The organism is Arthrospira sp. PCC 9901, assembly GCF_059013425.1.
Genome location: NZ_CP102296.1, coordinates 4,181,644 through 4,200,918 on the forward strand (window position 1 = coordinate 4,181,644; position 19,275 = coordinate 4,200,918).

At 43.1% G+C, this 19,275-nt stretch carries 21 protein-coding genes; 12 read left to right on the forward strand and 9 right to left on the reverse strand.

Annotated features, from left to right (window positions below; genetic code table 11):
* The first annotated feature begins 267 nt into the window (after positions 1 to 267).
* Complete coding sequence (locus NLZ44_RS18605) at positions 268 to 885, forward strand: GNAT family N-acetyltransferase (protein ID WP_493750741.1); 618 nt, start codon at positions 268 to 270, stop codon at positions 883 to 885.
* Here NLZ44_RS18605 and larB read toward each other — a convergent pair.
* The 3 genes from larB to ispF are packed head-to-tail and all read right to left on the reverse strand — an operon-like array spanning position 876 to position 4,014.
* On the reverse strand, positions 876 to 1,667 hold the full coding sequence (gene larB, locus NLZ44_RS18610; RefSeq protein ID WP_493750742.1) for a nickel pincer cofactor biosynthesis protein LarB: 792 nt from the start codon (positions 1,665 to 1,667) through the stop codon (positions 876 to 878). The genes NLZ44_RS18605 and larB overlap by 10 nt on opposite strands.
* Positions 1,668 to 1,714: 47 nt before the next feature.
* Positions 1,715 to 3,505 (reverse strand): ABC transporter substrate-binding protein, encoded by a 1,791-nt coding sequence (locus NLZ44_RS18615; protein WP_493750743.1) that lies wholly within the window; start codon positions 3,503 to 3,505, stop codon positions 1,715 to 1,717.
* Between the two features lie 29 nt (positions 3,506 to 3,534).
* A complete protein-coding gene (gene ispF, locus NLZ44_RS18620; RefSeq protein WP_006626062.1) occupies positions 3,535 to 4,014 on the reverse strand; it encodes a 2-C-methyl-D-erythritol 2,4-cyclodiphosphate synthase in 480 nt (159 codons plus the stop codon).
* A 220-nt stretch (positions 4,015 to 4,234) separates the two neighbouring features.
* Here ispF and NLZ44_RS18625 point away from each other — a divergent pair, with 220 nt between their 5' ends.
* The 4 genes from NLZ44_RS18625 to NLZ44_RS18640 all read left to right on the forward strand — a co-directional run bounded on the left by NLZ44_RS18625 (position 4,235) and on the right by NLZ44_RS18640 (position 6,699).
* Entirely contained in the window at positions 4,235 to 4,378 is a 144-nt protein-coding gene (locus tag NLZ44_RS18625) for a chlorophyll a/b-binding protein (protein WP_006619489.1), read from the forward strand.
* 147 nt (positions 4,379 to 4,525) lie between these two features.
* Positions 4,526 to 4,858 carry a hypothetical protein gene (locus tag NLZ44_RS18630; RefSeq protein WP_493750744.1) on the forward strand — a complete coding sequence of 111 codons (333 nt, stop codon included), beginning with the start codon at positions 4,526 to 4,528 and terminating at the stop codon, positions 4,856 to 4,858.
* Between the two features lie 35 nt (positions 4,859 to 4,893).
* Entirely contained in the window at positions 4,894 to 5,346 is a 453-nt protein-coding gene (locus NLZ44_RS18635; RefSeq protein ID WP_493750745.1) for a hypothetical protein, read from the forward strand.
* 33 nt (positions 5,347 to 5,379) lie between these two features.
* On the forward strand, positions 5,380 to 6,699 hold the full coding sequence (locus NLZ44_RS18640; RefSeq protein ID WP_006626057.1) for a site-specific DNA-methyltransferase: 1,320 nt from the start codon (positions 5,380 to 5,382) through the stop codon (positions 6,697 to 6,699).
* A 56-nt stretch (positions 6,700 to 6,755) separates the two neighbouring features.
* Here NLZ44_RS18640 and NLZ44_RS18645 read toward each other — a convergent pair whose 3' ends face one another.
* Positions 6,756 to 7,775 carry a glutathione S-transferase family protein gene (locus tag NLZ44_RS18645; RefSeq protein WP_008050359.1) on the reverse strand — a complete coding sequence of 340 codons (1,020 nt, stop codon included), beginning with the start codon at positions 7,773 to 7,775 and terminating at the stop codon, positions 6,756 to 6,758.
* A 62-nt stretch (positions 7,776 to 7,837) separates the two neighbouring features.
* Here NLZ44_RS18645 and NLZ44_RS18650 point away from each other — a divergent pair, with 62 nt between their 5' ends.
* Genes NLZ44_RS18650 through NLZ44_RS18665 form a run of 4 tightly spaced genes read left to right on the forward strand, consistent with a single transcriptional unit; the run spans position 7,838 to position 10,566 of the window.
* Positions 7,838 to 8,530: a bifunctional 4-hydroxy-2-oxoglutarate aldolase/2-dehydro-3-deoxy-phosphogluconate aldolase gene (locus tag NLZ44_RS18650; RefSeq protein ID WP_493750746.1), complete on the forward strand. Its 693-nt coding sequence runs from the start codon at positions 7,838 to 7,840 to the stop codon at positions 8,528 to 8,530.
* Positions 8,531 to 8,570: 40 nt separating this feature from the next.
* The gene (locus NLZ44_RS18655) at positions 8,571 to 9,074 is read left to right on the forward strand and encodes a L,D-transpeptidase (RefSeq protein WP_111894155.1); all 504 of its coding nucleotides are present in this window, start codon (positions 8,571 to 8,573) and stop codon (positions 9,072 to 9,074) included.
* Complete coding sequence (locus NLZ44_RS18660; RefSeq protein WP_111894157.1) at positions 9,067 to 9,819, forward strand: metallophosphoesterase family protein; 753 nt, start codon at positions 9,067 to 9,069, stop codon at positions 9,817 to 9,819. Before NLZ44_RS18655 ends, NLZ44_RS18660 begins: the two co-directional genes overlap by 8 nt.
* A gap of 24 nt (positions 9,820 to 9,843) precedes the next feature.
* Positions 9,844 to 10,566, forward strand: a complete 723-nt coding sequence (locus tag NLZ44_RS18665) for a metallophosphoesterase family protein (protein ID WP_008050361.1) — start codon at positions 9,844 to 9,846, stop codon at positions 10,564 to 10,566.
* A 29-nt stretch (positions 10,567 to 10,595) separates the two neighbouring features.
* On the opposite strand, the gene NLZ44_RS18670 is transcribed toward NLZ44_RS18665, so the two are convergent.
* From NLZ44_RS18670 to NLZ44_RS18680, 3 genes are all read right to left on the reverse strand, one after another.
* Entirely contained in the window at positions 10,596 to 12,188 is a 1,593-nt protein-coding gene (locus NLZ44_RS18670) for an Hsp70 family protein (protein ID WP_006626051.1), read from the reverse strand.
* Positions 12,189 to 12,483: 295 nt separating this feature from the next.
* Positions 12,484 to 12,948 (reverse strand): DIP1984 family protein, encoded by a 465-nt coding sequence (locus tag NLZ44_RS18675; RefSeq protein WP_006619497.1) that lies wholly within the window; start codon positions 12,946 to 12,948, stop codon positions 12,484 to 12,486.
* Between the two features lie 112 nt (positions 12,949 to 13,060).
* Complete coding sequence (locus NLZ44_RS18680) at positions 13,061 to 14,851, reverse strand: ABC transporter ATP-binding protein (protein ID WP_493750747.1); 1,791 nt, start codon at positions 14,849 to 14,851, stop codon at positions 13,061 to 13,063.
* Between the two features lie 406 nt (positions 14,852 to 15,257).
* On the opposite strand from NLZ44_RS18680, the gene NLZ44_RS18685 reads away from it, so the two are divergent.
* Both NLZ44_RS18685 and NLZ44_RS18690 read left to right on the forward strand, forming a co-directional pair.
* Positions 15,258 to 15,683 (forward strand): helix-turn-helix domain-containing protein, encoded by a 426-nt coding sequence (locus NLZ44_RS18685; protein WP_493750748.1) that lies wholly within the window; start codon positions 15,258 to 15,260, stop codon positions 15,681 to 15,683.
* 32 nt (positions 15,684 to 15,715) lie between these two features.
* Complete coding sequence (locus NLZ44_RS18690) at positions 15,716 to 16,717, forward strand: cysteine hydrolase family protein (protein WP_493750749.1); 1,002 nt, start codon at positions 15,716 to 15,718, stop codon at positions 16,715 to 16,717.
* Here the strand turns inward: NLZ44_RS18690 and NLZ44_RS18695 are convergent.
* Positions 16,712 to 17,515 (reverse strand): hypothetical protein, encoded by an 804-nt coding sequence (locus NLZ44_RS18695; protein ID WP_493750750.1) that lies wholly within the window; start codon positions 17,513 to 17,515, stop codon positions 16,712 to 16,714. The two genes, NLZ44_RS18690 and NLZ44_RS18695, sit on opposite strands and share 6 nt — an antisense overlap.
* Positions 17,516 to 17,522: 7 nt before the next feature.
* Positions 17,523 to 18,515, reverse strand: a complete 993-nt coding sequence (locus tag NLZ44_RS18700; RefSeq protein WP_315662686.1) for an aspartate carbamoyltransferase catalytic subunit — start codon at positions 18,513 to 18,515, stop codon at positions 17,523 to 17,525.
* Positions 18,516 to 18,569: 54 nt separating this feature from the next.
* On the opposite strand from NLZ44_RS18700, the gene NLZ44_RS18705 reads away from it, so the two are divergent.
* Positions 18,570 to 19,178, forward strand: a complete 609-nt coding sequence (locus NLZ44_RS18705) for a hypothetical protein (RefSeq protein WP_493750751.1) — start codon at positions 18,570 to 18,572, stop codon at positions 19,176 to 19,178.
* Positions 19,179 to 19,275: the final 97 nt, after the last annotated feature.

Below are 19,275 nucleotides of genomic sequence, written 5' to 3' on the forward strand. Positions count from 1 at the left end.
GACTGCTGAGTTCGAGAGGGAGCTATATTCATCTAGTCGGGAGCGATACTGGAACTTCGACTATGTGCCTTTTCATCAAGTGAGTTTAGTGGGAGGGTTGACAATATTGTTATACCCAGCCGTGGCTAGATCGCTGCACCCTCATGTCGATCATAATTTATAAGCTATGGGCGATCGCCATACCACTAGCCTAGTTAATTGATCCGATGCCAATGGAGTAATGGTACAGTGTAAAGAAGTTGGCTTGGAATCGTGGAGCCGTTCTTCTTGACCTCAACAACTTACAAACGAGAAGGTTCCGGTGGTGCCCTCAAGGGTTATCCCCTAAAAATTAGGGCAGCCAACCGGGCTGATGTTACCCGATTAACGGAGATCCTCGCTGAGAGTTTTCATACTCGACAGGGACTCGGTGGCTTGATGTATCCTATTTTTCGCCTGGGCATTTACGAGGATTTGCGTAATCGCTTGGCTACTAGCTCGGGGTATTATACCTGTCTAGTAGCTGCGATCGCAGATTCTCCCCGTCAATTAGGTAATATACCTCTAAATGTCCCAGAACATTTGGTAGGAACGGTGGAAATGGGGTTAAGATCGCACAATCCCTGGTCAATTGGCGATCGCTATCCATATATTTCTAATTTAGCTGTTCATCCCACAGCCCGCCGCCAGGGTGTGGCTAGAGAGCTCCTGATTGGTTGCGAACAAGTCGCTATGAAATGGGGTTTCTCTGATTTGTACCTTCATGTTCTGGAAAATAATTCCCAAGCACGACAACTTTATCATCAAGTGGGCTATCGCATAGCCCAGATAGATTGGAGTTGGGATTCTGTGTTTTTGGGTCAGCCGAGGCGACTGTTTTTGTGCAAAAACTTGTCTCAGTGTTGATCCATTTTTCTGTTTAATCGCTCTCCCACTCGCAGGATTTGGCCAGCCAAGATAGCCGCGCCAAATCCGTTATCTATATTGACTACTCCTACACCCGCCGCACAGGAATTCAGCATAGTTAATAGGGGTGCTAACCCATTAAAACTCGCACCATAGCCAATACTGGTGGGGACAGCAATTACTGGACAATCAGCTAAACCAGCCACGACACTGGGTAAAGCTCCTTCCATCCCCGCTACTACAATTAAAACATCAGCATCCGAGATTAAATGCCAGTTTCCTAATAGTCGGTGAATTCCTGCTACCCCCACATCCCACAGTCGCTTTACCTGAAACCCTGATAAGCTGGCGGTTACCGCTGCTTCCTCCGCCACAGATATATCAGCAGTTCCGGCGGTTAAAATTCCTATTACACCCACAGATTGCGGTTCAGCGGACCGATAACGTCCATCTAAGGCACAAATCTTAGCCTCTCGATAATATTCTAAATCTGGCATTTCCCGCCGCAGTTCTTCATAAACTTCCGGATCAATTCGGGTCGCCATCACTACCGGATTTCGCCCCTGCATAGTCTGCATTATTTCTCGGATTTGCTCTGGGGTTTTTCCGGGTCCCCAAATCACTTCGGGAAATCCGGTTCTCAGTTGTCGGTGATTATCTATTTTGGCATAATTCCCGACCGTCTCAAAGTCAAAATATCGCATTTTGTTCAGGGCTTCTATGGGGGATAAATAGCCTTGTGCGACATATTCTAATAGCTGTTTTAAGGCTTCCGGTGTCATTGAAAATTTCCTGATACTGGTCATCTGAGGATACCGTTTATTTATCCCTATTCGCGAATTTTTAACTCGTATAAATTCCAGAACCCTCTGCCGATGGGTGTATAGTTAATGCCTTCTATGCGATCGCGTATGGCATCGAATACCAAAGGATTAACCATATACAGAAACGGCAAATTTTCGGCAATAATCTTCTGGGCTTCTCCATAAAGTTCCCTACGTTTATCATTATCTAGTTCCTGGGAAGCCTGCACATATAAATCATCAATTTTTTGCTCCCAGTCTGATACCACCCAACCTTCTATTTCAGGTTCTCCCGGTTGCTGACCTTGATTAAACGTATGCAGACGACCATTAACAGACCAAATATTATAGCCGCCATGGGGTTCTAAAACCCCCCCAGTGAATCCACCCAAAAAAGCATCCCAATTCCGAGTCTTAGACAACCGACTAACATAAGTATTAAAACTCAAAAATAGTGGGTCTACTCGGATGCCGATTCTGGATAAATCTTGAGCAATTTGGGTCGCCATTTGTTCCCGAACTTTTCGACCCGCCGCCACCAACAACGTCAACCGGACTTGATTACCTTCGTCATCGATTAAATTGCCATTAACATCATAGGAAAAACCCGCCTCTCGCAATAATTCCCTAGCATTTTCCGGGTTATAGCTATAGGTTCTTAATCCCTGTTCTGGAGATAGATAAAAAGGACTTTGCACCGGGAACGGCGAATGTTGTAACTCACCCAATCCTAAAAAAATATTATTTTTCATCACCTCTCTATTTATGCTATAATATACTGCTTGACGAAAGGCTAGATTATTAAACCATCGGGATTTATAGGGTTCCACAAAAGGTCTACCGTCGGCATTTTTACCCTGATTAAGATTAAAAGACATAAACACAGTTCCGGTATCAGGACCCGGACTATAGATGGTATATTGACCCCTGGTTTCTTCAGGTTTCAGCAGGGGGAAGGCTTCGGGTTGAACATCTAGGGTATCCAGGGAACCAGACCTAAAATTGAGTAGTTGGGTATCGCTACTCTCGATAATTTGCCACACTATTTGCTCTATATAGGGTTGGGGGTTCCCCTGTGAGTCTTCCCGCCAATAGTAGGGGTTACGTTCTAGGATAACCCGTTGATTGGGGTTATAGCTTCTGATGCGGTACATACCATTACCAACAATTTCCTGGGGGTCGGTATTGGTTCCCCAGGTACTCAAAAATAGGGGATTTCCTTGAGAGTCGAAAGTCCGAACGGAGTCAGCTAAAATATGGGCAGGTAAAATTGGTAAACCGCCTGCATATCGGAGGAAAGGGGCGAAGGGTTCGGGGACGGAAAATTCGACCCGCCGATCATCGAGTTTTTTAACGGTGGGTAGGGTGCGATCGCGTCCTACTCTGAGAATATCTTTAAAGCTACTGGGGATTTGGTCATTGAAATAGATCTCGTTGTAGGTGAAAATCACATCATCTACGGTCATGGGTTCACCGTCAGACCATTTTAAACCCGATCGCAGAGTGATGATAATCCTTTGACCATTTGGGGCAATTTCCCAAGACTCCGCTAGACCTGGTTGGAGTTCTCCGGTAACGGGGTGTTCTTCGATGACGGGACTATAAATATAGCCAAAAACGCTATAGGCTGATTGATTTAGCGGATAGTTAAACGTACTCGGACCGCTAGGGGTGGGAATGACTAGGCGGGAGGGTCTGTCGGCAGATTGGGCGACACCACAACCCCATAAGCCTAGGGCTAATAATACTACTAATAATACTGAGGCTAGGCGGATGAGTAACCCGCGCTTTGACCCTGGATAGACTAAATGGTTCATAACTGGCAAAGTTTATGGCGATTGCGCTTTTAGGCTCTTTTTAGGAGGGTGACGGCGTAAGCGGCTATTCCTTCCTCTCGTCCTACGGGTCCGAGTTTTTCGTTGGTGGTGGCTTTGATGCCTACCTGGTCCGGTTCCAATTTTAGGACATTGGCGATGCGATCGCGCATTGTCGGGATATGGGGTTTGAGTTGGGGACGTTCAGCCACAATTACTGAGTCTATGTTACATAACTGCCAGCCTCGCTGTTGTATGAGGCTATGAACTTGTTCTAGTAAGACTAGGCTATCAGCACCCGCCCAGCGTTCATCTGTGGGGGGAAAGTAAACGCCGATATCTCCTAAACTTAGCGCCCCTAACATAGCATCCATGATGGCATGGGTGAGGACATCGGCATCGCTGTGACCGAGTAATCCTAGATGATGCTCAATTTTAACGCCGCCTAGTATTAGGGGACGGTTTTCGACTAGCTGGTGAATGTCGTATCCGTTTCCGATGCGAATGTCCATGATGCCTGCTCTACTGCTACGGTTTTTATTATCGGCTAGTTTGTTGATTAGATGCGATCGCCCATAGTCTGGCTAGAGGATAAACCCTTGATTTGAAGGGGTTTCGGCGGTTGGCGTATTTTTTTTTCAGAAAAGTGTAAACAAATGTTGCAAAATTGGCGGTAAGTGTGTTAACTTTTGTTTAGTTGGATCAAGCAAACCTATTTAGGAGTAACTCACAATGGAAAATCAAGGAACTAAATTTGGTTTCACCGAATTCGCGGAAACCTGGAACGGTCGCCTCGCTATGCTTGGTTTCGTTATCGGTGTTGGCACCGAGTTACTGACTGGCCAAGGTATTCTGTCTCAATTAGGCTTAATGTAGTTTTCCTGAAGTGACGGGGATCTATTTTGCCTAATTCTGGGGATTCGGCTCTATAATTAACTTCTAAGGATTCTGAGGCTATAGCTTCGGAATCCTTTAATTTTTCTGATTTTTGGTATCATTCAATGAAAAGGAGAGATTAGCAAATTGCCAAAAAGTGATCAAACCAGCTTCCGAGATTATCAAGAAGATGGTCATCTTTGGATCACCTTATCTGCTGGTGAATACTATCCAGATATCCTATCATTAGCCTGTCAACTTTATCAACCTGTACTGGTCACATTTGGTCATCTGTTAAAGTCATCCCATTCTTCAACGGATCTATTTTTGGCAATTACACAAATCCAACCCGTTTGGATGCGGATACAACTTTGTCGAGTATTCAGAAAATATGTGAGTCCAGAAACACCTGTAGAAATGCTCAAAAAAAATCAAATGCTGATCAAATATGTAATCGATTTGGCAAGGGATTTCGTTTAATTACAGAAGTTCAATCCCAATTTTTGTCGAGACCTATGCCTGATGAGGCTTTATGTGCCGTGCTTTGGGAATATAAGGAGCGTGGTAAAAAAGGATATGATCTAACAGAAAGGCTATTTAAAATCGTTCGTGAACAATATTCAAAACTGGAGATTATCGGCCCTAAACGTGCTGGCAAAGATGTAAGATTAGGAGAATTTTTTGATAATTATCCTAGACCAAATCGCCCAGTAGACTTTGTTTTATTACATAATAATCAGCCAGTTGCTGTAGGTTTAGCTAGGTATGATTCAGACCGAGGTGGTACTCAAGAAGATGATCGAACAGGCCAGTATCGTGATTGTGCTAGTGAGATTCTGAAATATGCTCAAACTAATGGATTAAATCTTAAAGTCATATTTCTTAACGATAGCCCCGGCTTACTTCTGGGTTCAATGTGGCGAGATTATGTAAGGTGGTTACTCTCCGAATGTTTCCAGAACGCATAAACATCGAGTGGTTAGTATCATAACAGTTAATTTATGGCAATTGGAATACCTAAAAAAGATAAATTGCTTGACGATAATCAAGTTGAGCTGGTCTATGCCCATAAAAAATCATACCAGGAAATTATTAATAGTGATTTAGTCGAATATCAAAGTATTTATTCTCATGCTTCACCTAAAAGGTTATATTTTGGCGATAATTTAGATGTTCTTCGTTTACTGGCTACGGAACCCGAAATATGCGGGAGTATTAATTTAATCTATATAGACCCACCCTTTGCGACAGAAAGCCATTTTTTGTCACGAAAACAGTCGAAGGCTTATGATGATACCTTAACGGGTGCTATGTTCGTGGAATTTTTACGAGAACGTCTGATATGGCTGCATCAATTACTGTCAAATCATGGCTCAATTTATTTACATCTTGATGAAAAGATGATTTTTCATATCAAGCTAATAATGGATGAAATTTTTGGTGCTGAAAACTATCGAAATATGATAGTCAGACAAAAATGCAATCCCAAAAATTATACTCGTAGAACTTATGGGAAAACTGCAGATTTTATATTATTTTATACCAAGTCAGATACATATATATGGAATCAACCCAAAGTCCCCTTGTCGGAAAATAGTAAAAAGGAGTATCAATATATTGAACCAGAAACTGGTCGTCAATTTATGAAGGTTCCACTCCATGCACCAGGTGTGCGTCATGGTGAAACTGGGAAGCCTTGGCGGGGTAAAATGCCGCCTCCGGGTAAACATTGGCAATATCCCCCAAAGACTCTGGATGAAATGGACGCACGAGGTGAAATCTTCTGGTCTAAAAATGGTAATCCTAGAAGGAAGGTTTATCTCAATGAACATTCAGGGGTGGGAGTTCAGGATATTTGGCTAGAGTTCCGGGATGCTTATAATCAAAATGTTAAAATTACGGGATATCCAACTGAAAAAAATCCTGATTTATTGAGAAGAATAATTGCGGCTTCATCGAATCCAGGAGATTTGATACTTGATGGTTTTGCCGGTTCGGGGACAAGTTTAGCGATCGCTGATGAAATGCAACGTAATTGGATTGGTGTAGATCATAGTATAGAAGCGTTTAAGACAATTTTAAATCGATTTGAACATGGTATTAAACCTATGGGTGATTTTGTCAAAAGTAGTGGGAGTAATTCAGAGGAAGTTTATATACAACCAACATTATTTGACCAAGGGGCTTCTGACCAATTAGATAATCGGGCTAAAAGATTAGATAATCAGGACACTAAAATCACGGATTTCTCAATTTTTGTACCTAGCCCCATCCCCGCACAAATTGAGGATATTGTGAAGACATGGCAGGGTAATGGATAATTATTCTGGTTAGATGGAATCAGGGTCATGGGAGATAATTTGCTATCACTAGAAAATTAATTAGTTTGGGTAAGACGATCGCGGTCATGGGGTTGATGTAGATCCAGGTCAGGACCGAGGGGGATAATTCCGCCGGGGTTGAGGGGAAATAAATTGCCGTAATAGTCTCGTTTAATAACTTCTAAGTTGCAGGTTTCGGCGACTTCGGGAAGTTGATATATATCGCGCAAATAGGGGTAGAGATTTTGATAATCCACTAGGCGGCGACGGTGGCATTTAAACAGGCTATAATAAACGGTATCAAATCGAAAGAGGGTGGTAAATAATCGGACATCTGCCAAGGTAATGCGATCGCCACATAAATAACGGGAATTGGCTAGGGTTTGGTCGATTAAATCGAGGGTATCAAATAGCTGATTACAGGCGGTTTCATAGGCGGTCTGGGTTTGGGCAAAACCACAGCGATAGACACCATTATTAACATATTGATAAATTTGCTCATTCCAAGAGTCGATCGCTTCTTTTAAGGCGGGAGGATATAAATCTAGATCGGGGTATTTCGCGAACTGCTGAAACTCGGAATTTAACATAACAATAATTTCGGCGCTTTCATTATTGACGATCGCCTTTTGCTGCGTGTCCCACAAGAGGGGGACAGTAGCTCGCCCCTGATAACCCGGTTTAGCATTATGATAGAATTCAGGTAGGGTGTTAAATTCGACTTCTGGCTGGTCAAAAACCCACATTCCCGAGTCGGGGGAAGGAGAAACGATATTTATGGATATCGCAGAGGACAACCCCTTTAAAGCCCGGACAACTAGGGTTCTGTGGGCCCAAGGACAACCCCAGCCCACAATTAACTGATAGCGTCCCGCCTCTGGGGGATAGGCTGCTGTCCCTACCTGGTGGCGAAATTGGCTTTCGGGGCGGATATATTCCCCAGAAGAATTACGGGGGGCTAACTTTGACATCATCAACCGCCACATAGTAGTCCAGGCGAACTTTCCTAAACGGACGATCGCCCCTGGGGGGAGGGGGCTACCGCTTTTTTTGGTGGGAGTGGGAGTGGGGGCCATAATTAGTGAACAGGAATTGTTGTAGTGAGACTAATTTAACTATTATAACCAAGTTAGAGATTATGGAAAATAGGGATTGGTTAAAACAACTGAAAACCCATAAAGCGATCGCTGTAATTCGCCCCCCCAGTTGGGAACTAGGTTTACAAATGGCTGGGGCTGTTAGCCGGGGCGGTATTCGCTTAATTGAAATTACCTGGAATGGTGAAAAGGCACCGGAAATCATTAGTAAACTTAGGTCCGAGTTGCCGGATTGTTTAATTGGGACTGGCACAATTTTAACTGAGCAAAATTTACGGGATGCTGTCAATTGTGGCGCACAATTTATATTTTCTCCCCACATTAATTTATCATTAATTCAATTAGCACAAGCCAGGACAATTCCGATAATTCCGGGGGCTTTATCGCCGACGGAAATTGTGACTGCGTGGCAAAATGGGGCGAGTTGTGTTAAAGTTTTTCCGATTTCATCGGTGGGAGGTGTTGATTATATTAAAAGTTTACAGGGTCCCCTAGGTCAAATACCCTTGATTCCTACTGGGGGAGTTACTTTAAACAATGCTATTAAGTTTATTGAAGGGGGGGCTATAGCGGTGGGATTATCAGGAGATTTATTCCCTAAACAGGCGATATCCCAGGGTAACTGGCAGGAAATTACTGGGCGCGCGCAACATTTAATAGATATCCTGAACTCTGGGGAAAAGTCAGAAAATGGGGACAAATCCCATGATTCAGAAGGGGTAAAATTCTTCTAAAATGGATTTAGTTATGCACAGACTCTAGGAAGGTGAAATCATGAAAAGTTCAATTCCATGGCGTAAGCTGGGACTATTGGTAGCGGGGCTGAGTCTAGGGGTAACACTGCTTTACGGGGACTCAACTCCGGTACAAGCCCAAGAATTTCATAATATGATAGCGCGGCGGATGTTGGATTTACAACAGTCTTCGGAACGTTGGATTCAAATTGATCTGACTAGCCAACGGTTGATCGCTTGGGAGGGAAATAAAGCGGTTTATGCGGTGATTGTTTCTACTGGAAAACCCTCAACTCCTACCCGTGTTGGTAATTTTAGGGTTCAAACTAAGTATCGTAGTACCCGTATGACTGGCCCTGGTTATGATGTGCCGGATGTTCCTTATACAATGTACTACGATGGCGGCATGGCAATTCATGGCGCTTATTGGCATAATATGTTTGGAACTCCAGTTAGCCACGGTTGCACAAATGTTGCTGTAGACCATGCTAGATGGCTATTTGAGTGGGCATCAGTTGGCACACCTGTTATAGTACATGAGTAGTAGGATTCACAAGCCTAAACGAACTTTGGCAATTGGTGATATTCACGGTTGTTCGGTGGCTTTTGATACCCTAATTAGGGCGATTAAACTGCAACCGAATGACCAGATTATCACCTTGGGTGACTATGTGGATCGCGGCCCAGACTCGAAGGGAATTATCGATCGCCTCATCGATTTACATGACCGAGGACAATTGATTGCTTTGCGGGGAAATCATGAAATTTTGATGTTGCGATCGCGTTCTTTGGGTTGGGATGCCTGGTATCATTGGCAGGCTTCTGGTGGGGAAGAAACTATGGCTTCTTATGGTCATCATGGCGGGTATAAGGGGATTAATTCTATCCCTGAAAAACACTGGTATTTTCTCGAAAAGGTGTGTCGAAATTGGTGGGAAAACCGATCGCATTTTTTTGTTCATGCTAATGTGTATCCCAATTTACCTTTAAATAAACAACCGGAAAGGATGCTATTTTGGCAATCATTTGATCATCCTTCTCCTCACTATTCTGGAAAAACTATGGTTTGCGGTCATACTACCCAAAAAACTGGTCAACCTCTTAATATTGGTCATGCTATCTGCATTGATACTTGGGTTTGTGGTCAGGGTTGGTTAACTTGTTTAGATGTCAATAGTGGCAGAATTTGGCAAGCTAATCAAAAGGGGGAAAAACAAACTGGCTGGATTGATGATTTTGAGATTCCCTACGTCCCGATTCGATTTAGGATGCGCCTAAATCGGCGTTAAAATAGTAGCAAAATATCTCAATTAATGTTTATGCGAATTTTGGCGATTGGTGATATTCATGGCTGTTCAAAAGCCTTTGATACTCTCATAGATATGGTGAGTATTCAACCAGATGACCGCGTGATTACTCTGGGGGATTATGTCGATCGCGGTCCTGACTCTAAGGGGGTAATTGATAGGTTAATTTATCTGTATAATCAGGGTCAGTTAATCCCTCTACGGGGAAATCATGAAATTATGATGTTAGCAGCGCGATCGCATCCTAATAGTTTAGATACCTGGAAAATTTGTGGCGGTCAACAAACTATATTATCTTACCAAAATTCATCCCGAAAAAAACCTAAAATTAACCATATTTTACCTGAACATTGGGAATTTGTCGAACAAACCTGTTTAGACTATTGGGAAGAAGAAACTCATTTTTTTGTTCATGCTAATGTTGCGCCCAATATCCCCCTATCTAAACAATCCAATGACCATTTATTTTGGGAAAAGTTTTATAGTGCTAAACCTCACTATTCTGGTAAAATTATGGTATGTGGTCATACTAGCCAGAAAAGCGGAAAACCTGTAAATTTTGGCTATGCAATTTGTCTTGATACACGGGTATATAGCCCTAAAGGGTGGCTAACTTGTTTGGATATCAACACAGGTAAAATTTGGCAAGCTAATCAACAGGGAAAACGACGGGAAAGCTGGATTAATGAATTTCTATCTAGCCCCCGCCATTTTAATTATGCACCGTGAAAGATAATCACTAGCCTAACTCCCTGGTGTCAGCTTAATTGGACGACTGTTTGATTATTTAATAAGGTTTGACTGGTCAATATATCCTCGACTGTAATTCGTAAAAAACGCTGTTCATCAATCTGAAATTGTACCCGAATACGATCGCTACCAGGATTTCCCGGAGGGGTTAATTTAGCAATACTGCGTCCGGTGTCAGTATCATTTAAAGGTTGGACAGTAGCTTTTCCGGTGTTGAGACTGCGAGTAACTAGGCGATCGCCATCAAAAAAGACTTCTGTTCCCCCAGTTTCGTCGCCTAATTCACCAATAACTAATTCAATACTGGGTTGATTTTCTAAGGAAGCGCCTAACAATAATTCTACCGCTTCTGTCATGGGGTAGGGTTGACCAGATTTAATAATTGGATGCCAATCATGACAATTATCCCGGCGATTCCAATAGCGAACACCATAGCTATGATAAAGAAAGTCCTCAATTTTAGTGCCTAAACTTAGTTGTAATGCACCATGAGAAATCGCCTCAAAGGGTTTTTCGCTGCGAATTTGACTCGGGTTAAAATATTGCTTTACCCAGTCTTGAACAGCCGGAATTTGTACAGTCCCCCCTACTAATAAAACCGCGTCAATATCCCCCACTTCTATCCCTTGGCGACGCGCCTGCTGTAAAACCTGACCCATGGCTTTATCTAGGTTCTCAAAAAATTGGTTTTGTGTCAAGATTTCATTGAAGCGATCGCGAGTCATTTCTAACTCGTAACTCTCGAAGGTTTCCTCATTAAAATAAACTTCACTGGCTTGGGTTTTTAGGGATAACTGAATTTTCAGCTTTTCGGCTAAACGGGTGGTTAAAGCATTTTTGACTAATCCCTGGGTTTGGGCGAAATCATCTACCAGCCAATAGTCGATATCTGAACCTCCTAAATTCTGACCTGATTTGGCGATAACTCTCGCGGTTTTGGCTTTTTGTCCAGAAGATTCCGCTAAGGATTTTTGACCCCATTTCAGAATAAAACCTAGGGGATTTTTGGCGGTCGTGGCATCTAAACGGACTAGGGATAAATCCAGGGTGCCACCACCAAAATCTATGACTAGCAATAATTGGCGATCGCCTAATCCATAACCCAACGCCGCCGCTGTCGGTTCATCTATCATCCTCACTTGTGGGACTTCCAAGGACTCGCAGATACGACCTAACCAGTTGCGATAGGTTTCAAAACTATCTACGGGTACTGTAAAAATTAGGGAATCTACCGTTAGGGGAATGTTGCTGATAGCGGCGATCGCATTTTTTAAAAACCATTCTCCGGCGGTTTCAAAGGTGATTATCTCACCGTCAATTTCTGGTAAAAATCCCTGAATATTACTACCAATTCCCCGTTTAAAGTTACGGAAAAAACGCGGATCGTTGGCTAAATCATAACCGCGATCGCGCACTTGTTGACCTAATAAAACTTGTTTTTCCTTGGCATTTTCTACATAAAGCAGACTAGGAATTAATGGGGGATTTTGGGCTGAAATTTGTGACAAACCAGGTAATTTTAGGGTTTCCGGTTGTTCAGTAACTGGGTTCCAACGGGAAATTACTGTGTTACTGGTTCCCAAATCGATCGCGATCGTCATTGGATACTATATCAATAATATTGCCTCTAGTATATTATAGGACAATCAACCCCTACAGATAATTGTTATCCCCTAACCCACCCTCACCAAACCATACAGACCAGTATGCGGTAGTAAAATGTGACATTTCTCTTGTAACCTTGTTACAATGCTGGGCAAAATTTGTAATGGGAGTCGAACCCAGAATACGCCCAGTATCCAACCATGTTTTTTTTGTTTGATGTTCCCAACTTACCGAGTTGGCGGTTCACACTCGCTTCTGAAGGTTTGGCTACCAACAATTATCCGGGTTTATTCAAGTCTCAATTAGATCGGTTGCCCAATTTAAAGCCTGAATTTTTGTATCTAGTTGTCGATGATTTTGGGCTAAACTATCGGTCAATTTTTGCACCTCAGCCACATTAATCGTAGTTAATACTTTCAGTTCTCCTCTGGTATAGCGATCGTAGCGTTCTGATGCTGCTTCAACTGCCGCTTTATAAACACTGCGCTTGAGTTTGAGTGTATCCCTTTCTGCTAAAGCATCTGATAGAGATTTTCCCTCTAATTGCGTGACTGAGTTAGTCCGATTGATTTGCTGAATTAAACGCAGCAGTTCAGCGCTTAGATTTTCTAACTCCCCCATTAAGTCTTGGGGATCTTCGGGAGGTTCTTCGCCTTCCTGAACTTTCAGAGTTCGCAACAACCGCTGTTGTAATTGAGCGATTCGCTTCTGCAGATCAGCGCGTAAAATTAAGGCTTCTGCTAATTTCACAACCATCACCTCCCCCAAATTAACGGTATATGGTTTAGGACATTTTCCGACAATAATCCCATTTTAAATCTAAAATCAATTTTTGTCAAGACTTAATTTTGCTCTCTAGCAGTCATGGTTACTTTGACAACCTCAAGCCCGACTGAACTCGCCATAAGCCGTTATAAACTCCCTGTTTTTCCAGCAATTCCTCATGTCTTCCCCACTCGACTAATTGACCATCTTCCATCACATAAATACAGTCAGCATTGCGGATAGTGGAAAGACGATGAGCGATCGCAATAGTAGTACGATTTTGGGTGATGTATTCCAGCGATCGCTGAATAGCCGCTTCCGTTTCATTATCTACCGCTGATGTCGCTTCATCTAATATCAAAATGGGGGGATTTTTCAACACAGCACGAGCGATCGCAATTCGTTGTCGCTGTCCTCCCGATAGTTTCTGACCTCTTTCTCCCACAATTGTATCATATCCTAGGGGAAAACTATTGATAAAACCATCAGCCTCAGCCACTTTCGCTGCACTAACAATCTCATCAAAACTGGCATCAAAAGTGCCATAGGCGATATTTTCGGCTACAGTCCCATGAAACAGAAACACATCCTGACTGACTAAACCGATCGCTTTTCGTAAGTCCTCAAGTTTAATTTGTTGTAATTCTATGCCATCTATCAAAATGGTTCCTGACTGGATTTCATATAACCTTAATAACAGTTTGACTAACGTACTTTTACCAGACCCAGTAGCCCCGACAATAGCAATGGTATCTCCCGCTGGAATATATAGGGATAGATTTTTCATGACTGGCATTTGAGGGTTATAGGAAAAAGTGATATTTTTAATGTCAATTTCTCCCCTAACTTCCTGACTCTTTAAGGCAATATTTCCGGGGTGAGTAGCAATGGGGGTATCTAGTAAATTCATCACCCGATTGGTAGAAGCCATCGCCCGTTGATATTGGTCAAAGGTTTCTCCTAGGCGAGTTAAAGGCCACAGCAGACGCTGAGTAATAAACACCAAAACACTATAGCTGCCTACTGCTAACCGTCCTTCTATGGTTTGTAAACCGCCAACAATTAAGGTGGCAGTAAAACCAAAGAAAATCAAGAATCTAATCATCGGAATAAAGGCGGCTGAAAAAGCGATCGCACGTCGATTAGCTAGTCTATAGCCTTGACTTTGCTTGCCAATTCTTTCCGCTTCATATTCTTCGGCAGTAAAACTTTTAATGGTAGTAATACCCGTCAAATTATTAGACAATTGACCATTCAGAAAACCAACTTTTTCGCGGACTTCTGCATAACGGGGCGCTAACCTTTTTTGAAACAGTATGGAACCCCCAACAATGAACGGCATCGGTAGCATAGCTAACCAAGCCACTTCGGGAGATATAATGAAAAAACCACCGCCGACAATTAATATTGTGGTCACTACTTGCAGAATTTCATTAGCCCCAACATCTAAAAATCTTTCCAGTTGATTAATGTCATCATTCAGGATAGACATTAAACTGCCGGTGCTGCGTTCTTCAAAATAGGATAACTCCAGATTTTGCAGGTGTCGATAAGCATCTAAACGCAGTTCATGTTGAATGGTTTGGGCGAGGTTACGCCACAGTAGTTTATAAATATATTCAAATAGGGATTCTAAACCCCAAATTATGCCACTGATAATCGATAAAACAATTAGTTGACTTTGGACATTTTCAATACCCCATCTGGCGATAAATGAGTCCTGTTCATTAACTACCACATCCACCGCCGCACCAATGAGAACCGGAGGCGCTAGGTCGAAGATTTTATTGAGAATTGAGCAAATACTGGCCTGCCAAATTTGCAGACGATAGCGATCGGCATATTCAAATAACCGCCTCAGAGGGGACTTAGAAATAGTAGGATTTTTGGTCACAATTTAAAGGTTGTTAAGTTTTGTAGAGATATGATAATTTTTTATTTTATGCACATAGCCAGCTTTTTGTCAAGGGTATCTGGGTATGGTCCAAATATTCTGGGATGTGGCAGTAGCCTAAAAAAAGGTGGGTTTTGGAGGTTTTGGGGGGAGGCAAAAGATTTATAAAGTGGGTTTTGTGGGTAATTTTATTAATCAGTTGATTATCTTGGTAAGCTGGGTTTAAATGGTAGGGCAATTATTAATCATTAGCCTTAGTGACAATTTAGGGAGGATTGAATATTCAGTATATTTGATCACTGTTTATAGCTGGGTCTAAGTGATTTTTAATGCGATCGAATATTTATTTTTAGCAAATCATCATCAAGATTAATTTGATTAGCCTGCATAGCCTGGAGTGATTGAGATGAAATACCATCAATTGGAAATCCAAGAAACGCTCGAAGACCTGAAATTTTTAATGTGTCAAACCATAGCAACTGAGGGGTTTGCGAAAGTTAAAGCACTTTATCTGCTCAAGTCTAATAAGGTTAGTAGTATTACTAAATTAGCGGTAGTATTAGGGGTGAACCGAATTACTATCCATCGCTGGTTAAATCGCTATAAACAAGGTGGAATAGATCGTTTAATTTTTAATGAATATAAAAAAGGACGTAGGCAAAAAATTCCCCCGGATGCGTTACAGGAACTCAAGTATAAGCTGACTCGCCAAGACTCTGGCTTTAAAACTTATTGTGATGTCCAAAGCTGGCTACAAGAAAAATATGGGTTACAAGTCTCATATAATGTGGTTTATGGTACTATTAGATATCGGCTGAATATGCAAATTTAGTCCGGCCCAATACTGATCATAGGGGGTTAAGAATGAACCAATCTCTGCCGATTCCGGTTTTCTTTGATAGCCATAAACTTGAGGAAGTGTGGAAAGTACCCTATCAGCAGCGGGAGAGAGAGGCACGGCTTTGGGCGCAGGAACATGACATTCAACCTGCAGCTAAGGATACTCAACGGATTGGTTTATTACTAATTGATGTTCAGAATACATTTTGTATTCCCGGATTTGAGTTATTTGTGAGGGGTGCAGTACAAGATAATCAACGATTATGTGAGTTTATTTATCGCCATTTGGGTGTAATTACTGGAATTATAGCCACCCTAGATACTCACACTGCTATGCAGATTTTTCATCCGATTTTTTGGGTGAATGATAGTGGTGAATATCCCGAACCGGGAAGGACTATTACTGATGAGGATATCGCTAAAGGTCGATGGCGGGTTAATCCAACGATCGCCCCAAATTTTAGGGGTTGGGATGAACAAACCTTAGCACAACACGCCCGCTATTATACCCATCAATTGACGGAAGGGGGGCGCTATCCTCTGACGATTTGGCCCTATCATGGTATGGTGGGCGGTATTAGTCATGCTTTAGTTTCAGGAGTAGAAGAAGCCCTATTTTTTCATAATATCGCCCGTTACAGTCAAACTCACCTAGAATTAAAAGGTCAACATCCCCTCACGGAAAATTATTCAGCCCTAAAGCCAGAGGTTTCAGTGGCTAGTAATGGCGTGAGTATTGGTAACACAAATAAGGGGCTAATTGAGCAACTGCTGAACTTTGATCTGCTATTTATTGCGGGTCAAGCTAAGAGTCACTGTGTCGCCTGGACTGTGGAGGATTTACTGACAGAAATTCAACAGCGCGATCGCACTTTAGCGCAACGGATTTATGTGTTAGAAGATTGTACTTCTCCGGTAATAGTTCCGGGTGTAGTCGATTTCACAGAAGCCGCAGAAGCCGCATTTAAAAGGTTTTCCGCCGCCGGAATTAATCTAGTTAAATCCACCGATGCGATCGCCTTATAATGGTTGTGCGGTAATAGCTTCCCAGAAGTGGAGGGAGAAGGCTTGAGGAGTAGCTGTAACCCGCATTTTTTGACCCCAACTGTAAACTTGAAAATCAATTAATTGGGGAGAATTAGTATCAGTGAAATCCATAGCACTGACCACCGCCACCCAATGACTAGGATAAGGTATTAAAGGGGGCTTATTTTTGAGTAAAGCCTCAGCATTTATCAAAGCCAACACCACCCCACCTTGGTCTAAAACAGCAGTGGCATTTTCCATAGCTTGGAGATGACCAAATAAATAAGGTTTGGTGAAATTAACATCAGCAAAGCCGAGAAGTTCCTGAGTCCATCCCACAATTTCCCAGGGCTTAGTAATTCCCGCCAAGTTACGGAGAAGATCCGGCGCATTAGGCTCAATAGGAAGCCATAAATTTTGAGATTCTCGCAGGGTAGAAAGTAGCATCCAATCAGCTTGAGGCATCAGAAAGTTGCCGTGGGTATTTCGCAGACGTTCCGACGCAGAAATCCAGGTATTTTTGAGGGTATGAAAGCCGCCGAGTTGAAACAAGTTACGACAAATTTTGACATATTGTTGGGGGTGATGTCTAATCAGTTCAAAAATCATCACCGCCGGACCACAAAAAGGCTGTCCTCCCTGACTGAGACTAAAGGGGTTTTGAAGGCGCGATCGCATTTCACTAATCACCTGTTCCCGATCCAAGCCTAACCAGACCCCAGGAACAGGAGAGGCCTGAAATTGAGCGATCGCATCCATAGCCATTTGTAACTGTTGAGGGTCTGGAAATACCCGCACAGGTCTTCTATCCTCCCTTACCGACACCAATCAAATATAATAAAGCCATCCTGACCGCAATACCGTTAGTAACTTGCTGAGAAATCAAACTGCGATCGGGATTATCCATCAACTCCGAACTAATTTCCACACCGCGATTAACCGGACCGGGATGGAGAATTTTCACATCAGGACGACATAACTTTAAGCGTTCCGTAGTAATCCCATAGAGTTGATGATACTCTCGCAGACTCGGCAATAAATAATTAGTCATCCGTTCTTTTTGCAAGCGCAAAGTCATCACAAAATCAGCATCAGCCAGAGCCTCATCTAAACTCCAATGTAAAAACAATTTTCCCGGGCGATCGCTACCCAACCCCGCAAACCATTTAGGTAGCAAAGTCGGCGGACCAGCTAAATGCAACTCCATTTCCGTAGCCGTCAAACTCCAGATATTAGACCGCGCCACCCGAGAATGCAAAATATCCCCAACCACCGCAATTTTCTTACCCCGCAATAAATCCAGGCGGGGATTTTCCGGGTCAAAAACCCGACAAATAGTAAACAAATCCAATAATCCCTGGGATGGGTGTTCATGTTGACCATCTCCCGCATTCAAAATCGCCACCTGAGTATTAAGGCGATCCATCTCCGAGGCGATCGCCAAAGGAACCCCCGCTTCACGATGTCGGATCACCATCATATCCGTTCCCATAGCCAAATAAGTTTTAGCCGTATCCAAGATAGTTTCACCCTTAGTAAGCGAAGAAGTCCCCGGCGCAAAATTCAACGTATCCGCCGACAGACGTTTCGCGGCCAATTCAAAACTATTGCGAGTCCGGGTCGAAGGTTCAAAGAACAAATTAGCCACCACCTGACCCTGTAAAGCCGGGACTTTTTTAGTCCTACGTCCGAGAACCTCCCGGAAACTAGCAGCAGTTTGCAAAACCGTATCATATTCAGCAGCAGTGAAATCAGCCAGAGATAGGATATGTCGGCGATTCCAGTTTGTCGTAACCATTTAGCCTCATTCAAGAAATATTTATCTATCGGGCCGGATAACGGGGACAGGTGAATGCTATTCGGAGTCAAGCCTTTTAGCCTTGAATGGTTAACTATACCCCATACCCATATACCAGCCATGATTAGTATCCAACATTTGTTACCCCCTGTTTTGACTACAGTGATGATTGTCGCCTTGACAAGCTGTAGTGTCCCCGTTGAGGAAAGTTCCGAAACCCCCATCAACCAACCCGACCCCCAAACCAGCAGCGCCCAAAGCAAACCAGAAACCCCTCCCGTGCCGCCGCCCCTAAAAGAAACCACCGTCCCCACAGCAAATACTATCCCAGTCACCCTTTATCAAGCCGACAGCACCTGTCAAAACCTAGTACCAAGAAGCATTACACTTCCGGCGGAACAGTCCCTAGAATTGGCAGTCAAGCAGGTTTTAGACAACCAGGAATCCGCCGACTTTTCCTTGGGGTATCGAATTATCCGCCATCAGCATACCATCACCATAGATTTTCGGGTTCCCAGCAATAGCCCCCGCGTGTTTACCTCCCTGTCCTCCTGTGAACAACTAGCGCTGTTCGGTAGTTTACGCCAAACCCTAACTAGCAACCCCGTTTGGCAAATCCAACAAGTCCACTTTACCAATAGGGGCCAGCAAATTGTACTGTAACTGTGACCCGTTGTATGGTAGAATTGGCTCCGACAAAAAAACACCACTAACTTGGGGCTAACCAGTTGGTATCATTAACTACAGTTCCCGGACGGAC

What these genes read in the sequence shown, in the direction of transcription:
- NLZ44_RS18660 (WP_111894157.1), top strand. Translation starts at nt 9,067, where the DNA reads ATGAGTAGTAGGATTCACAAGCCTAAACGAACTTTGGCAATTGGTGAT.
- NLZ44_RS18700 (WP_315662686.1), bottom strand. Translation starts at nt 18,515, where the DNA reads ATGGTTACGACAAACTGGAATCGCCGACATATCCTATCTCTGGCTGAT.
- NLZ44_RS18665 (WP_008050361.1), top strand. Translation starts at nt 9,844, where the DNA reads ATGTTTATGCGAATTTTGGCGATTGGTGATATTCATGGCTGTTCAAAA.
- NLZ44_RS18625 (WP_006619489.1), top strand. Translation starts at nt 4,235, where the DNA reads ATGGAAAATCAAGGAACTAAATTTGGTTTCACCGAATTCGCGGAAACC.
- NLZ44_RS18675 (WP_006619497.1), bottom strand. Translation starts at nt 12,948, where the DNA reads ATGGTTGTGAAATTAGCAGAAGCCTTAATTTTACGCGCTGATCTGCAG.
- NLZ44_RS18690 (WP_493750749.1), top strand. Translation starts at nt 15,716, where the DNA reads ATGAACCAATCTCTGCCGATTCCGGTTTTCTTTGATAGCCATAAACTT.
- NLZ44_RS18655 (WP_111894155.1), top strand. Translation starts at nt 8,571, where the DNA reads ATGAAAAGTTCAATTCCATGGCGTAAGCTGGGACTATTGGTAGCGGGG.
- NLZ44_RS18670 (WP_006626051.1), bottom strand. Translation starts at nt 12,188, where the DNA reads ATGACGATCGCGATCGATTTGGGAACCAGTAACACAGTAATTTCCCGT.
- NLZ44_RS18705 (WP_493750751.1), top strand. Translation starts at nt 18,570, where the DNA reads ATGCTATTCGGAGTCAAGCCTTTTAGCCTTGAATGGTTAACTATACCC.
- NLZ44_RS18685 (WP_493750748.1), top strand. Translation starts at nt 15,258, where the DNA reads ATGAAATACCATCAATTGGAAATCCAAGAAACGCTCGAAGACCTGAAA.
- NLZ44_RS18645 (WP_008050359.1), bottom strand. Translation starts at nt 7,775, where the DNA reads ATGGCCCCCACTCCCACTCCCACCAAAAAAAGCGGTAGCCCCCTCCCC.
- ispF (WP_006626062.1), bottom strand. Translation starts at nt 4,014, where the DNA reads ATGGACATTCGCATCGGAAACGGATACGACATTCACCAGCTAGTCGAA.
- NLZ44_RS18640 (WP_006626057.1), top strand. Translation starts at nt 5,380, where the DNA reads ATGGCAATTGGAATACCTAAAAAAGATAAATTGCTTGACGATAATCAA.
- NLZ44_RS18650 (WP_493750746.1), top strand. Translation starts at nt 7,838, where the DNA reads ATGGAAAATAGGGATTGGTTAAAACAACTGAAAACCCATAAAGCGATC.
- larB (WP_493750742.1), bottom strand. Translation starts at nt 1,667, where the DNA reads ATGACACCGGAAGCCTTAAAACAGCTATTAGAATATGTCGCACAAGGC.
- NLZ44_RS18615 (WP_493750743.1), bottom strand. Translation starts at nt 3,505, where the DNA reads ATGAACCATTTAGTCTATCCAGGGTCAAAGCGCGGGTTACTCATCCGC.
- NLZ44_RS18635 (WP_493750745.1), top strand. Translation starts at nt 4,894, where the DNA reads ATGCCTGATGAGGCTTTATGTGCCGTGCTTTGGGAATATAAGGAGCGT.